The organism is Sorangium sp. So ce834 (genome assembly GCF_051521425.1).
GTDB classification, from domain to species: Bacteria; Myxococcota_A; Polyangia; order Polyangiales; family Polyangiaceae; genus Sorangium; species Sorangium cellulosum_D.
Map to the genome: position 1 here is coordinate 9305683 of NZ_CP150351.1, position 15484 is coordinate 9321166.

Consider the following 15484-nt stretch of genomic DNA (forward strand, 5'->3'; position numbering starts at 1 on the left):
GCGCGCGCCGGTTCCCTCGCGCGCCTTCACCGATGGTAGGGTCCAGGCCCATGCGCTGGTTTCGCTTTCCCTCGCTTGCTTGTCTGGGGGCGCTCGGCGGCGCTGCGGCGGGCGCGCTCGTCCCGTCCGACGCGTCGGGCGGCTGGCCGCCGGACGCCTCGGCCAGCGCAGCGGACATGGCCGATCCCGAGAACTGGCCCAGCGATCCCGACTACGGCCCCTCGGCCACGCAGAGCGGGCAGTGGAGCTTCTACTCCTTCCTCCCGGCCCCGAGCGGGAGCGTGCGCCCCCGCCCGGAGGAGTCCGCCGCCGGCATGGCGATCGATCTCGCCTGGCGGCGCACCCAGGGCGACCCGCGCGTCCGGATCGCCGTCACCGGCTCCGGGATCCTCTGGGACGATGGCGATCTCCTCGAGAAGGTGTGGCTCAACCGGGGCGAGCTCGCGCCCTTCAAGCCGCTGCACGCGGACGGCGCGCCGTGCGCGGGCGACGGCGAGCTCGCCGGCTTCGACTGCAACGGCGACGGGGTCCTCTCGGCCTCGGACTACAAGGACACGCCGGGGCTCACGCCCGCGGCGTCGGAGGGGCGGCCGCAGGGCGACCGGAACGGCAACGGACGGCTCGACGCCGGCGACCTCATCCTCCACTTCTCGAACGGCATCGACGACGATCAGAACGGCTACGTCGACGACATCGCGGGCTGGGACTTCTTCAAGAACGACAACGATCCGTTCGACGACACCCACAACGGCCAGGGCACCGAGGGCGCGAAGATCGCGGCGGCGCAGACGAACAACCGGCTGGGCGGCGCGGGCGCCTGCCCGCTGTGCAGGGTCGTCCCGCTGCGCGTCGGCGACAGCCGCGTCGCCGACGCGCAGGACCTCGCGAAGGCGATCCTCTACGCGGCCGACCTCCGGGCCGACGTCGTGCAGTGCCCGGTGACCGCCGTCGACAGCACCGCCTTCCTCCAGGCGGCGCTCGATTATGCCCACGGCGAGGGGACGCTCGTCGTCGCGCCGGTGGGCGACGAGGGCTCGCGCCACCACAGCGCGCCCGCGATGAGCAACCACGCGCTGCCCGTGAGCGCCGTCCGCTACGACGGCCAGAGCGTCCGGACGTCGACCACCTTCCTCGACGTCTCCCCGTGCTCGAGCTTCGGCGGCAACAACCTGCTCGCCGTGTCGAGCGCCGGCTGCGCCAGCGACGCGACCGCCGAGCTCGCCGGCGTCGCGGGCCTCCTGTACTCCGCCGCCCTGGAGCGCGGCGTCACCCTGTCGACCGCGGAGATGCAGGGCCTGCTCATCGCGAGCGCCGACGACATCGACGTGCCCGAGTCGCGCGAGCCCGGGTCGCCGTACTTCTCCTCGCAGCCGGGGTTCGATCAGCGATTCGGCCACGGCCGCGTCAACGCGAACCGCGCCGTCGAGGCGCTGCGCGACGGGCGCGTGCCGCCCGCGATCGACCTCACGTCGCCGCGGTGGTTCGAGGTCCTCTACAAGGATCAGGCGCAGGTGCCCGTGCCGATCGAGGGCACCATCTCGGCGAAGCGGGCGACGGCGTACGACTACGCGATCGAGTGGGCGCCCGGCGTGCAGCCGCTCGAGTCGGAGTTCAGGGTGCTCCAGCGGGAGGTGAACGTCGCGCCGACGGTCATCATCGGCGCCAGCGGCCCGCTCGCCTCGCTCGACGTGCGCACCATCGACCCCTCCCACGCCCGCGACGCCGACAGCCCCCACGGCGAGAACGACCGCGCGATCACGGTGCGCGCCTGGGCGACCGCCCGCTACGGCGGGGCCGCCGGCGACGTGCGCAGCGAGGCGCGGCGCACCTACTACGTCGCCAGCGATCCGACGCTGGTCGACGGCTTTCCCGTCCTCGTCGGCGACAGCGGCGAGGGCAGCCCGAAGCTCGCCGACCTCGACGGCGACGGGGGGCGCGAGATCATCTACCCCACGGCCGGCGGCGAGCTGCACGTGCTGAAGATGACGCCGAAGGGCCCCAAGCCGCTGCCGGGGTTCCCGTTCCGGACGCGCCACGCCGACGGCCTGCTCGATCCCGAGACGTCGGAGGACATGCCCTTTTATGCCGGCGCCCGCGCGTACGGCGAGGTGGCCTGGGAGAAGCTCGGCCGCGAGCCGATCCTGGGCGCGCCCGCGATCGCGGATCTCGACGGCGACGGCTCGCTGGAGATCGCGGTCTCGACCTGGCCGGGCACGGTCTACGTCGTCGGCGACACCGGCGTGCTCCGCGACGGGTGGCCGGTGCGCCTGCCCGAGATCCCCTCCTGCCCCCTCGATCCCGGGGCGCCGGCGAGCGCGCTGTGCATGTCCGCGGGCGCGCGGCTCGCGCGCGGGGCGTTCGCCGCGCCGGTGCTCGCCGACCTCGACGGCGACGGCCGGCTCGACGTGATCCAGGCGGCGTTCGACGGCAAGGTCTACGCCTTCGACGCGGACGGCGGCGCGCTGCGCGGCTGGCCGGTGGAGGTGCACTACGAGGGACCGCTGGCCCGGGAGCCGGCGCAGAGCCGCCTGCTCGCGACGCCGGCCGTCGCCGATTTCAACGGCGACGGGCTCCCGGACCTGCTGGTCGGGTCAAGCGAGCGGCTCGGCGACGACGGCGACGCCGGGGCGGTCTACGTGCTCGACGCGCGCGGCACGGCCGCGCCCTCCGGGCCGGTGCTCGCGGGCTGGCCGGTCACGATGCCGTCGCTCTCGCTCGCGCCGCTCGTCGCGGAGGGGATCGCGGCCTCGGGCGTCGTCGGCCGGTTCGGCGGCACGCTGGCGGGGGTGGTCCAGGGCAACGGCGCGCCGCCGCTCGTGCTCCCGGCCTCGCCGGGCGCGCAGGACGGGCTCCTGTCGACCCCGGCGGGCGCGCTGCCGCCTTCGCGGGGCGGCTCGCCGGCCGGGCTCGATCCGACGTTCGGCCCGCTCTCGCCCGCTGCGGGCGCCCGGACGATGCTCCCGCTGCTCTCGCATCCGGCGCTGGGCGACGTCGATCAGGACGGCACCCCCGACGTGATCGCCGCCGGCGCCTCGGAGGCGGCCGCGCTGGCGCTCGCGGGCGAGCGCGGCGCGGAGCGGCCGGGGCCTCACCTGCTCGCGGTCTGGAGCGGCCGGTCGGGCGCGATGCTGCCGCGCGCGCCGTTCGTCCTCGAGGATCACACGGTCGGGGGCAGCCAGGCGGTGGTCGATCTGAACGGCGACGGCTACCCGGAGGTGCTGACGGGCTCGAGCGGCTATTTCCTGCACGCCTTCGACGGGTGCGGCCGGGAGCCGCGCGGGTTCCCGAAGTTCACCGGCCAATCGATCGCGACGACGCCGGCGGTGGGCGACCTCGACGGCGACGGGACGCTCGAGGTCGTGGTGGGCACCCGCGACGGCTGGCTCTTCGCGTGGCACACCGAGGCGACGACGGGCGCGCTCGTCGCGTGGGAGAGCTTCCACCACGACAACCAGAACACGGGCAACCTCGAGACGCCGCTCGCTCAGGGGGGCGGGCGGAACGCGGCGCGACCGCTCACCGTGGATCTGTGCGAGGGCGCGCAGCAGGCTCAGGTCATCCTGCGGCTGGGCGGCGGCTGCGCCTGCGCGGCCGCGGGGGATCCGCAGGGCGGGGCTGGCGGCGAGCGCGCGGCGATCGGGGCGGCGCTGCTCGGGGCGATGGCGCTCTGGGGGCGGCGGCGGAGGGCATAGGCGGGGCGCGCGGCGCTGCGGCAGCCGAGCGAGCCGTCGCGCGGCGCGCCGCTGCCGCCGCCAGCCGACCCCTGCCTGCGCCGCTCCCGGCGCTCCTCAGTAGGGGCAGGCCAGCACTTCCGGCGCGCTCACGCCGTCGGTGCGCACGCCCGAGATGACGTTCTCCTCCGGATGAAAGAGCGCCTGGGCGCCAGCCGGCCCCGACAGCCAGCATTGCTGCTGGATCGATCGCGACTGCCTCCCGCGCGAGGGGTCGCAGCGGCCCACCGTACCGCCGAGGACCGTGACGTCGCTGGCCTCTATCCTGATGCCGGGATAGGAGCCCGACGCGAAGCGCAGGGCATTGTCGAAGACGAGCAAACGCTGCAGCGTCACGTCTCCCACCCGGACCGAGGTCGCGGGCAGCGTCGTTCGCGAGCTCAGGAGCACGCCGTAGAGCCCGTTTCCCCAGGACCCGACGTCCCGGAGCATCACCCCGGTGCCCGCCTGGACGTGCACGCCATAGCTCGCGTTGTATGCGGATAAGACCCTCTCGATCAGGATCCCCGTCGGACGGTCCTCCTCGATGGCGCTCGCCAGCATGACGCCGGCGCCGCCGTTGTGATGAAAGTAGCTGTCCTGGACCACGATGTTCGCGGGCACCGCGCTGGGGATCCCGGGCCCAGGGGGGACCTGGGCGGAGATCCACAGGCCATGTCCGCCGCTGCCCGTCGTGGAGCCGTTGCCGGGGTGGATCAGGTTGTGGTGAACGTCGCAGTTTCGCACGGTCACGTTGGCGGTGACGATCTTGATCGCGCTGGCGCCGACCGGGCCGTTGATGTTCTTGATCTCGCAGTTCTCCACGAGGATGGGCGGCGTGTCGTGGTACCCGGCGACGGAGGACAGGTAGATTCCGCCCTTCGAGACGCCGTCCACGATCACGTTCCGGATGACGCCCCCGGAGCCCCAGGAGAAGCCGATGCCCTCCAGATTGGCCGGCTTGCAGGAAGGTGGCTGGGGCACGAGGGGCGAGTATCGCACGATGACGTTCTCCACCTTGCAGTCGGCGCACGTGTTCAGGTGGATGCCGCTGTTGGCCGTCCTGCGTGGCCCATCCGTGAGCGCGATCTGCAGATTGCGGATCCAGAGGCCCCGGACCGCGCTGACGACGGTCCCGTCCAGCTTGACGACCCCGGTGACCTGGATGGCCCCGGGGTACTGCTCCGGATTGCAGGGGATCGCCACGAGGGTCGCGGTCCCGGGATCGCCCGGGCCGGCGCGGGGAGACAGCTCCGGCCCCTCCAGGGTCAGCGCGTCGTAGTGAGGCCGCAGCGGGCTGCGCAGCACGTATCGCCCCGCAGGGAAGGCCACGATGCGCCTGCGGGCGCGCAGCGACGCTGCGCACTCGATGGCCGTCGCGATGCCCGGGCTGTCGTCGACGTTCGTGCTGTGGTCGACGGACGCGTCGGCGGAGAACGGCCATTCCGCCGGCCTCGCCAGGTAGGGAAGGACGTTGACCACGCCGTCCGGGTCGACGGAGCCCGGCAGGCAGCAGCGCGACCCCTGGCAAGCATTCAGGTCCTCGTGCAGCGTCCTGGTCCCGAGGCAAACGCCGCTGGCGGGGCAGAAGGGCCCCGTGCAGATCGGAGACAGCGCGGCGGAGTCAGGGCAGGCGACGCCGGTCGTCTCGTCTGCCACGAAGGGCGGCTCGGTGTAGGGCGCGTCGAGGCCGCAGAAGTCCCGGGACGCGGCGCTCTCCATCGCAGCACGGCGATACCCCCATCCAGCCTCGTCACGGCCGGCGCTGTCCGGGGGCTGGGTGGCTCCGGCTGGAGCGGAGACGAGCGCGAGCAAGACTCCGATCCAGATCTTCACAAACCGCTGGTCCAACGACACACATACCTCCTTCTCGGACGAGGGGGTGATCCGGGACTTTCAGGTGCAAGGAGCGAGCGGGGGCGTCGAGCGGAGCATCGCTGTGCGAAGGAGCGGGCCACCCGCTCCGGGGTCGCCGCGGCGCGATCGCACGACCGTCCCGCTCCACGCGTATGGCATGAGCGATTCTCCTGAGCGGGCGCGCCGCGCGCGGCGCGGCGGCCCGTCCCAGCGAGCGCGGAGAGGGCACGTCAACGACAGGGATGCTGCGAGCCGGGGCGCGCTGGCTCGCTGCCAGCGGGGCGCGAGGCTGTCCGCGACAGTCGCTCTCGAGATCGATATGCCCGTTGCGGCGAACGCGCCGGAGGCTCCGTCCCTCGTGCCGGCCCCGCGCCCGCGAATGCCACGTGGCTTGTCACGCGCGACGCCTCTGCGCAAGCGACGCGTCCGAGCGCCTCGCGGCGGCCCGCCGAGGGCGATCGGGTGACGAGCCCACGACGGCCGAGCGAATTTCGTGAAGGACGGGCGCGCGGCCCCCGACAGGACGGTGCGCCGCGTGGGTCGCGAGCTCCCCGCGCGCGCCGGGCTCGCGCCGAGCCCGGCGCTGCGCGACGGAGGCGCCGTCAGCGCTCGCGCTTGGCGCGCATGCCGCCGCCGAAGCTGACCGTCCACACCTCGTCGAGGTCGTGCGGGTTCCAGAACACGCGCACCGGCTGCTGGAACGAGTACCCGCCGTCGCGGAAGAACGTCGGCGCGTCGTCGTTGAGGTTCTCGGTGATCCAGAGCCCGTCCCGCTCGGTCGTCATGTACATGCGGTCCGGGTCGCGCGGGTCGATCGCGCACGACTCGACGCGGACCTTGTCGCTGATGCGCTGCCACGTCATGCCGCGATCCCGGGTGCGGTACAGCCCGCCGAAGAAGCGGTCATCATGGCTGAACACCGTCACGTACCACGTGCTCTCGGTGCGGTCGTTCGGATCGACGACGACGTCCTTCGTCCAGTAGTGCATCTCCGGCGAGGAGCGATCCTCCCACGCCGACGCGCCGGGCGGCAGGAGGAACACGCCCGATCGATCGGTGAACGTCCGGGTGTTGCCGGGCTGATGGCCGGAGTAGGTCGCGACGATGCTCCCGTCCTTCAGCACGTGGACGTTGAACGCGTGCCCCTGCGTCCGCGACGGGGCGGGGAGCGGCTCGGGCGCCGCGCCGGGCGCGCTCAGATCGAGGTGGACGATGCCGCCCGACACGCTGTTGACCGTGCTCGCATAGAGCTGGTCCGGATCGTTCGGATCGAGCGCCAGCCAGATGACGGGGCGGCCCAGATCGGCGACGAGCGACCACGTGGCGCCCTTGTCCTCGGAGACCATGATTCCCCCTCTGGCCGGGCGGCTCGGCGTGCCGTCGATGCGGGCGTCGCGCATCCAGGGGCTCTGGTAGATATCGTGGACGCTGCCGGTGGCCGCGTAGAGCGCTCCGGTGATCGGGTGCTGGACGGCGTGGTAGGTGGTGTTCAGGGTCAGGCCGTTCGCGCCGTCGCGAGCCCAGGACCTGCCGCCATCCTCGCTGTAGGCGCTCCGGATGTCGGTGAGCGACGCGAAGATCGTGTGCTTGTCGGGGAAGGTCAGCCACCAGCCCGACGTCTGCTCGACGCCGCTCGTGCGGTAGAAGCGGGACTTCGGGGTATCCGCGCCCCTCCGGTGCTCGTCCGCCGGATTCACGTACGCCTGCGCGAAGCTCCTCCCCCCGTCGTCGCTGACGTGGACGAACCCGAGATCGGTGATCGCCACCCGGCGGGGATCCTCGGGCGACACCGAGAGGCCGAGCGCGTACTCGCCGAAGTCCCAGCCCATGTCGCCTCCGGACCCGCTCCAGCCGGTGGCGATGTTGGCGTTGTGATCGGTCCTGAACACGTGCCGCCAGCTGACCCCGCCGTCGACCGTCTTCAGGACGATGGGCGCGAGCGTCTCGCGATCGCCGCCGGCGACGTACGCGACGCCAGGGTCGTCCGCGGACGTGGCGACGAACGCGAGCTTGTCGCTCGGTCCGAGCCCGTTCGTCGCGGAGATCCATCGCCTCTCGCCGACCTTTAGCCGGTAGAGGCCGGCGTAGGCGTCGAGCTCCCCGCCGGTCGTGTCCGCGGTGACGAGGGGGTTGCCGTCGCTGTCGGCGGCGGAGAAGGTGACCGCGAAGAAGCGGGCCCGCCTGCCGTGCCCGGCCCCCGCGAACGAGACGATCTTCTCGCCCTGCGGGAGGCCGCGGATCGAGGTGTCGAGCGCGAAGCTCCCGCCGCCGTTGTGCGAGACGAGCAGCCCGTCGCTCGTGCCGGCGTAGATGTCGTCGCCGTCCCAGTGCACGCCGCCGACCAGGAGGCCGCCCGGCCAGTCCGTCGCGTGGACCAGGTGGAAGCTGCTGCCGCCGTCGAGCGAAGCATAGAGCTGGCGCGTGTCCGAGAAGAGCAGCCGCTCGGTGTCGCAGGGGTCCACGAACAGGTAGTGGGCGTCTCCGGGGGCCCCCGGGGTGGAGACGGGCGCGTCCCACGTTGCTCCCCCGTCGGTGCTCTTGGCCAGCGTTGCCGTGTCAAAAATGACGTTCTCGGGGCCCTTATAGGTCACGGCGTAGAGGACGTCCGGGTCGGCGGTGAACCGGAATTGCGAGAGGACGCCGCCCTGGATGTTGCGGAAGTCGAGGTTCGTCCATCGCCTGCCGAAATCCGTCGTGCGGTAGACGCCCCGCATGTCGCTGGCCATGAAGATCTCGCGGCCGTCGTGGGGGTTGATCGACGGCGAGAAGAGGGCTCCTCCGCCGCCCACGCCGCGCGATTGCCACCTGCCGCGCGCGCCGCCGCCGCCGTGATGGCGGCGCTCCTCCGTCCGATCGACGCCGAGCGCGGACGACGCGAGGCGCGCGCTCCCAAGGACCGCCGGCTCGCCGGTCGCCACCTCCTCGGCGCAGCCTCCCGCGAGCAGCCCTGCGCCGACGGCCAGCAAGCTCGCCACCCTCCGCAGGCACCCGCCGCCGCAAACCTCGATTCTCATGCTCTCTCCTTCCACGCGGACGCCCCGGAGCTTCACCAGCCCACGGGGCAGGAACCTGGCGCATGGGCTCCTTGCGCTCGCGATGCGACGATGAGCGCAGGACGCGATTCGTGCGAGCACATCACAGGATCTCGACGGAGGGAATCCCATCGACCGTCGCAATCGTGCGCATCGCGCGCGGCGTCGCCCGCGACGAATGTGTGCAGCCAGGTCGGCAGGAATCCTACACGTTCGAAACGGTCATGTTCACGCCGGCAATGCTTCCATCGCTCCGTGCGATGGACCGACCCGATGCTGGAGGATGGCCCGGAGCCAACGGGTCCGACTGTCAACTTCTGGTTGACACCGTGTACACCACCATTTGACCGTGGCGTTCACGCCTTTCGGCGAAGAGGACGAAAGGCGGCTCATGGTGAAACAATACAATAGAGGTGCGCTATTCGGACCTTCGCGTCGGCGGCGCTCCGTGGCTCGATCGTTGCTACCATACGAGGCCCCATGCAACGCCAAGTCCTGTTCGCGCGCACCACACCTCTGCGCGCGCTTTCTCTTGTGGCCCTGATGGCCGCTCTCTCCGCCTGCGGCGATAGCGTCAGCGGCGCCAGCTCCGGTGGCTCCTCGTCCAGCGGCTCCAGCGCGTCGGCCGGCGGCTCCAGCGCGTCGGCCGGCGGCGCCGGTCCCTCGTCCAGCAGCTCCAGCGCGTCGGCCGGCGGCGCCGGTCCCTCGTCCAGCAGCTCCAGCGCGTCGGCCGGCGGCGAGAGCTCATCCTCCGGCGGCCCCGGCGATCCCGGAGCTTCCGGGGCCTGTATCGACCTGGTGACCAACCCGGCCATCAACTGGCGCGAGTCGTCCTTGAAGAGCGATCAGGAGATCGTCCGGTGCCTGGCGGAGACGCTGGGGCGGCCGGTGGGCTACGGGGAAAAAGCCCGGGGCGGCTTCGACCCCGGCGGCAACAGCCGCCTGACGGTGATCACCACCCGCTCCGACGTCTCGGTGGAGCAGCAGATCTACGACGCCGTCACCGGCGACGAGCACAACTGGGTGGTGTTCGACAAGGACGATTTCAAGAGCGATTACGACATCGCCATGTACCGCCTGAAATGCGGCGAGCCCGCGGTCCTGGCCAAGCTGGGCGCCACCGAGCGGCAGTGCATCGATTACCAGGAGTGGTGCAGCGTCAAAGGCGTGCCGGCGGCGGACTGCGAACATCAGTTCTTCAACGTCGCCCTGAACGACGCGAGCCTGCCCATTCGCAACGTCGTGATCGGCTCCAACACCACCATCGATGGTCGCATGAGCCGCGCGGTCTTTCGCTTCAGCGGCTTCGCCATAGGCCGCGACAGCACCGGCATGCCGACCCAGACCGCCGAGAGCGTGATCCTCACCCACCTGAGCTTCAAGGGCGCCGGCCATGTGGAAGACCATGGCCTGGATCCGGACATGATCCGCTCCACCGGCGCGTCCCACGACATCTGGATCCACAAGAACAGCTTCAGCTTCACCGGGGACTCCGCCTTCGACGTGAAGGTCGGCGCGCACGACATCACCATGTCGTTCAACCGCGTCCTCGACGTGAAGCGGGCCACCCTGCACGGCTCCAGCGACGACCACACCATAGACGCTCAGATCACCACCACCATGCACCACAACGCGTTCATCACCAGCGAGTCGTTCTATGACGAAGGCCGCGGCACGGCCCGAAGGGTGCCCTTGTTGCGCCGCGGCTCCTCGCACATGTTCAACAACGTGTTCATGAACTATTACAAGGACTTCGCCAGCGTGCGGGTCGGCGGCACCCTGCTGTTCGAAGACAACGTCTTCCTGGGCGGACCCCCCGTCCAGCGCGAGAAGAGCGATCGGGGCGCCGCCTTCAACGAATGGACGACGAAGCGGCTCTCGAGCAACGTCGTGGACGACGGCAATTTCACCGCCACCGGCTCGTTCGCCTGGTTCTCCGATGACGAGTGCGTCATCGACCCGACCTACGAAGCCGCGGTCTCGGGCGGCGGCGGCGCGGCGCGGGATCTCTCCCAGGATTACTCGGAAGCGTCGCGCGCGCTGATCGGCATGCACGAGCTCCGCGCCGGCCAAGACTTGGTGGATTACGTCAATGCGACAGCGGGCAAGGACGGCGCCGTGCCGTTCAACTCGCCTCTCTCCGAGGGGCGCGACGCCATCCTCGCATTGCCCCACGAAGCCTGCGTTCGCTAGAGCCATCAGTATTCTCAGCATCGCTTGCGCGGCGAGCGCGGCGCTCTCCGGGTGATGGCGCGAGCCGCCACCCCTGAAGGCTGCAGCCTCTAGCCGGGCGCCCTCGAGCCGGCGCGACCGTCGATTTCGCGCCCGAATCGCCTCGATCGGCCGCGCGCGCCGATGGCATCGAGGTTGCCATTGCTCCGGACACGCAGGCACGCCTCCCTGGCGCCGCCGGATCCGGCGATGGCCGGGAGGGCTCCCCGTCGACCTGCGGAACACGAACCGAGGGTGAATCGACATGCGAATTTCCGCGGTGGTCTCGAGCGCGTTGACGGCGGCATCGGCGATGATGATGGGCTGCGTGGCGGCGCCCGATCTCGACGAGCAGCTCGTGGGTGAGGTCTCACAGCCCACCATCTGCGGCAGCACCGTCGACTTCCAGCACGTCGAGCAGTACGACGGCACCCTCGGCGTGACGGCGGGGTTCGTCGGAGCGCACGAGGCCCCGGTCGGGCAGATCCAGTGGAAGAGCGATCTCGCGTCCCGCTACGCGAACCCGGGCAACGTGAGCGGCACCCGCACCTGCTCCGGGACGCTGATCGCGCACAACCTGTTCTTGACCGCCGGCCATTGCTTCGACCCCGACGGCAACGGCTGGACCTGGCCACGGACCGCCTCGAAGACGCCGATCTCGGCGAGCCAGGGGGCCGCCGAGATGCGCGTCAACTTCGGTTACCAGGAGGACCCGAGCGGCAACCTCAGGACGGCGGAGTCGTTCGACATCGTGTCCTTGCGCGAGTACCGGCAAGGCGGCCTCGATTACGCCGTCGTGCAGCTCGCGCGGAGCGCCGCGGCGAGCTACGGCTTCACGGTCGTCTCCACGACGGACGCCGCCGTCAACGACATGCTCGCCGTCATCGGCCACCCGAGCGGCGAGCCCAAGCAGGTCGACGCGGGCCCGGCCAGCAGCTTCAACGGCGATTATCTCCAGTATAACTCTCTCGACACGCTCGGCGGCAACTCCGGCTCAGGCGTGCTGCACGCCGCGTCCGGCAAGATCGTCGGCGTCCACACGAACGGCGGGTGCACCTCGAGCGGCGGCGCCAACGCCGGCGTCAGGATCACGTCGATCCTCGAGGAGTCCCCGATCCTGCGCGACGTGACGCAGCGGCTCGTCGTGTTCGCGAAGGGCTCGGACAACGCCATCTGGCACAAGTTCTACGACGGCGGCTGGTCCAGCTGGACCTCGCTCGGCGGGAGCCTCACCTCGGCGCCCTCCGCCACGCTCACGCGGGAGGGCCGCCTGACGGTGTTCGCGAAGGGCTCGGACAACGCCATCTGGCACAAGTACTACGAGGGCGGCTGGTCGGGCTGGACCTCGCTCGGCGGCCCGCTCGCGTCGGCCCCCGCCGCGACCGTGACGCGCGAAGGGCGGCTGACGGTGTTCGCGCGCGGCACCGACAACGCCATCTGGCACAAGTACTATGACGGCGGCTGGTCCAGCTGGATCTCGCTCGGCGGCGCGACCACGCAAGATCCGGCGGCGGTCGTCACGGCCGAGGGGCGCCTGGTCGTCTTCGCGAGGAGCTCGACCGGCGAGCTCGTCCACCGGTACTACGACGGCGGCTGGTCCAGCTGGATCTCGCTCGGCGGCACCATCGCCTCGGGCCCGTCGGCGGTCGTCACGGCCGAGGGGCGGCTGACGGTGTTCGCGCGCGGCGCCGACAACGCCATCTGGCACAAGTACTATGACGGCGGCTGGTCCGGCTGGAGCTCGCTCGGCGGCGCCATGGTGGATCAGCCCGGGTCCGCGGTCACGCCCGAAGGGCGCCTGGTCGTGTTCGCGCGCGGCACCGACAACGCCATCTGGCACAAGTACTACGACGGCGGCTGGTCGAGCTGGATCACGCTCGGCGGCGCGCTGACCTCGAGCCCGGCCGGGATCTGATCACGACGCACGCGCGCCTCCCGGTGGAGCGAATAGCCCCGCTCCACGATGGCGCCGCTCACCATCGTCGTGAAGAGCATCCGCAGGGACTCCTCCTGTTCGAGCGGCGCGACGAAGCCGAAACCGAACAGAAGCAGGTCGCCGTAGGCCTCGCAGAGGAACATGCTGGCTCACGAGGGCTGCGCTCCAGGTGGGATTCCTGGGTGACTTGCCGCCGTATCCTCGGGTGGATTTCAAGGTCGTGGCGGGCCAAAATACCGACGTCACCATCGTGGCGGAGCCGGCGCCAGCCCGCTTCCCTAGGACGGAGAAGGTCCACATGTCAGAACCCCTGATCCGCGACGTCTCCGACACCGCCCGCTGGGCCGCCTGGTGCCGCGGCACGGAGGGCGATCGCGCCGACGCGCTCTTCCACGACCCCCTGGCGCGGGCCCTGGCCGGCGAGCGCGGCGCCGCCATCGAAGCCACGATGGGCGGCTCCACCGTGGCCTCGCTGGTGACCCGCACGGTCTCCTTCGACCGGCTGCTGCTCGAGCGCCTCGCGGAAGGCGGCATCGACACGGTCCTGAACCTCGCCGCGGGCCTCGACACCCGCCCCTACCGCTTGGACCTGCCCGCGGCCCTGCGCTGGATCGAGGCCGACCTGCCGGGGCTGGTCGCCTACAAGGAGGAGGTCCTCGCGAGCGAACGGCCGAGGTGCCACGTCGAGCGCCACCCCGTCGATCTCTCCCAGCCCGACGCGCGCCGGGCCCTGCTGGCCCACGTCGGCGAGGCCTCGAAGGGCGTCCTGGTGCTGACGGAGGCCCTGCTGCTGTACCTGGAGGCCGACGTCGTCGCGGAGCTGGCCCGCGACCTGGCCGCCGTCCCGGCGATCCGCACCTGGCTCACGGACTTGCTGCACCCTGCCCTGTTGCCGATCGTGCTGCAGCGCTGGCAGGGGCTGGGGGCGGACGCCGAGAGCCGACCCCGCTTCGCACCGGAAGGGGGGCCGGCCTGGTTCGAGCCGATGGGCTGGGCCCTGCGCCACCAGCTCTCCGCGCGGGAGGAAGGCGAGCGCCTGAACCGGCCGATCGGGCCGCCCCTGCCGGAAGCCCAGCGCGAGGCGGCCCGTTGGATGAACACCTACGTCCGGTTGGACCGGAGCTAGTGGGACGGCTCCTTCTCCGTGGAGCCCGCCAGGGCGCCCGTGGAGCGCTCACGGTTGGTGATCGCCGTTAGCACCTGGTCGCGTCGAGCACGCCCCGAGCGCTGCGCCGTTCGTCGCGGTACACGTCGCGAGGGCTTCGCCTCGTCGAGCACGCGCGCCGAGCGTCGGCCTGCTCCGTCGGGTGTACCTCGAGGGCGTGTTGGCCTGCCCGTGTGGCGGGCGGCGGAGGCTCGTGGGGCGAATGACCGACGCCCGGGGATTACGCCGAATGGAGGGCAAGGCCAGAATGGCTTTCATGCCCCCGAGGGCATCACTACTTCAGCACTGTATCCATATCCCAGTCAACCCACATGCCTTTCCATTCGCTGACCGGCTGCTGAACGCCATTGTCCAGGATGCTCATCACGTCCGTGTTTGCGCTGGCATTCCCTTCGAACGCTCGCTTGAACATCTCGCCTGCAAGGGCGGTTTGAGAGCCCGATGCGCCGCAGTGGTTCGCGCTGTACATCTGAAAGCCCATGCGCTCTGGAACGCCGAGCGCTTTCCACACCGGTTTTGCTGCCCATGCGGAGAGCGCTTCGCAGGTCCCACCCAGGTGACACCATGAGTTCCTGCCATTGGCATTCGTGAAGTGCACCAGATGCCGTGGAGCGATGGTCGCCAGGATCATATGCGTATCGAAGGGGAGGTTGTATACCTTCGAGGGGTCGTTCCGGAGCCAACGGGCCGCGCTGGTCACCCAGGGTCCGCAGATGCCGCTGTCTTCGAGGTTGTCGATGCTCTGAGGCTTGGCGTCCGAGCACTGCCAAACAGAACCACCTTCACCGTGCCTGAACCACTCTGCCTGACGCAGGTTGGCTACACCACCACCGCCAGATTCCACGATGACGACCACCGGGGCGCGACTGAAGACGCCCGCCAGGTAAGCGCCTTTTCCGCATCCGGAGCACCCCGATACCATCACCTTGGTGGGATCATGTCCGCTGCCCGGGTTCTGTTCCAACACGTCCATCACCCGGTCGATCATCCATCCGTTGGCGATGTTGGTGTTGAGCTCGGACAGGCCGAAGAGGTTTCTGATCTTGCCTTCGAAGCCGCTACCGAACGACAGCGTCTTGCTGCCTGACGGGAAAATCCCGCCCGACAGCTTGAGAGCGATGACGCTGCCGGACCCGCTGATGCTCGCCGAGAAGGTCTCTGTCTTTTCGCCTACCTTGGCGGTGATTGAAACGTTGCCCCCGGATACGGTTCCGGTCACTTCATCCGGCTCGGAGGGGACTGGACCGTAAAGGTACTTTGCCGCCATCGCCAGGATTTCCTTGCGGCGGCACTCCCACTGTTCTTTGGTGGTGACCTTCGTTCCGTTGAAGAAGGTGAACGGATCCGGGAGCTTCGGGTTTACCTCGGTCAGACCACTCGGTTCAGGCAAAGTGGGCAGGGTACACGTGAATTCGCCGCCGCCAGTCCCGCCGCTCCCGCCGCTCCCGCCGGTCCCGCCGGTCGGGGAGCCGCCCGTGCCGGTTCCGCCCGTCGGAGCACCGCCGCCCGTGCCGGCGACTCCGCTGGTCGTGGAAGCACCGCTGGTCGCGGAGCCTCCACTCGTGGTGACTCC

The 15484-nt window shown here is 70.6% G+C and carries 8 protein-coding genes; 4 read left to right on the forward strand and 4 right to left on the reverse strand.

From position 1 onward, the window contains the following. Positions 1 to 50: 50 nt before the first annotated feature. Positions 51 to 3692, forward strand: a complete 3642-nt coding sequence (locus tag WMF20_RS33935; RefSeq protein WP_437605985.1) for an FG-GAP-like repeat-containing protein — start codon at positions 51 to 53, stop codon at positions 3690 to 3692. A gap of 96 nt (positions 3693 to 3788) precedes the next feature. Here WMF20_RS33935 and WMF20_RS33940 read toward each other — a convergent pair whose 3' ends face one another. Together WMF20_RS33940 and WMF20_RS33945 are read right to left on the reverse strand one after the other, a co-directional pair. Then, positions 3789 to 5567, reverse strand: coding sequence for a right-handed parallel beta-helix repeat-containing protein (locus tag WMF20_RS33940; RefSeq protein WP_437605986.1), 1779 nt, complete (start codon positions 5565 to 5567; stop codon positions 3789 to 3791). A 602-nt stretch (positions 5568 to 6169) separates the two neighbouring features. After that, positions 6170 to 8581 (reverse strand): hypothetical protein, encoded by a 2412-nt coding sequence (locus WMF20_RS33945; RefSeq protein ID WP_437605987.1) that lies wholly within the window; start codon positions 8579 to 8581, stop codon positions 6170 to 6172. Between the two features lie 498 nt (positions 8582 to 9079). Here WMF20_RS33945 and WMF20_RS33950 point away from each other — a divergent pair, with 498 nt between their 5' ends. Together WMF20_RS33950 and WMF20_RS33955 are read left to right on the forward strand one after the other, a co-directional pair. Beyond that, on the forward strand, positions 9080 to 10792 hold the full coding sequence (locus WMF20_RS33950; protein WP_437605988.1) for a pectate lyase: 1713 nt from the start codon (positions 9080 to 9082) through the stop codon (positions 10790 to 10792). A gap of 283 nt (positions 10793 to 11075) precedes the next feature. Beyond that, positions 11076 to 12725, forward strand: a complete 1650-nt coding sequence (locus WMF20_RS33955; RefSeq protein WP_437605989.1) for a trypsin-like peptidase domain-containing protein — start codon at positions 11076 to 11078, stop codon at positions 12723 to 12725. Here the strand turns inward: WMF20_RS33955 and WMF20_RS33960 are convergent. Further along, complete coding sequence (locus tag WMF20_RS33960) at positions 12656 to 12889, reverse strand: hypothetical protein (RefSeq protein ID WP_437605990.1); 234 nt, start codon at positions 12887 to 12889, stop codon at positions 12656 to 12658. The genes WMF20_RS33955 and WMF20_RS33960 overlap by 70 nt on opposite strands. A gap of 62 nt (positions 12890 to 12951) precedes the next feature. On the opposite strand from WMF20_RS33960, the gene WMF20_RS33965 reads away from it, so the two are divergent. Beyond that, positions 12952 to 13872, forward strand: coding sequence for a class I SAM-dependent methyltransferase (locus WMF20_RS33965; protein WP_437605992.1), 921 nt, complete (start codon positions 12952 to 12954; stop codon positions 13870 to 13872). Between the two features lie 313 nt (positions 13873 to 14185). On the opposite strand, the gene WMF20_RS33970 is transcribed toward WMF20_RS33965, so the two are convergent. After that, positions 14186 to 15301, reverse strand: coding sequence for a glucuronyl esterase domain-containing protein (locus WMF20_RS33970; protein ID WP_437605994.1), 1116 nt, complete (start codon positions 15299 to 15301; stop codon positions 14186 to 14188). Positions 15302 to 15484: the final 183 nt, after the last annotated feature.

Bases quoted from the DNA above. Each gene is read 5' to 3' on its own strand.
- WMF20_RS33935 (WP_437605985.1), top strand. From the start codon at position 51: ATGCGCTGGTTTCGCTTTCCCTCGCTTGCTTGTCTGGGGGCGCTCGGC.
- WMF20_RS33945 (WP_437605987.1), bottom strand. From the start codon at position 8,581: ATGAGAATCGAGGTTTGCGGCGGCGGGTGCCTGCGGAGGGTGGCGAGC.
- WMF20_RS33950 (WP_437605988.1), top strand. From the start codon at position 9,080: ATGCAACGCCAAGTCCTGTTCGCGCGCACCACACCTCTGCGCGCGCTT.
- WMF20_RS33955 (WP_437605989.1), top strand. From the start codon at position 11,076: ATGCGAATTTCCGCGGTGGTCTCGAGCGCGTTGACGGCGGCATCGGCG.
- WMF20_RS33960 (WP_437605990.1), bottom strand. From the start codon at position 12,889: ATGTTCCTCTGCGAGGCCTACGGCGACCTGCTTCTGTTCGGTTTCGGC.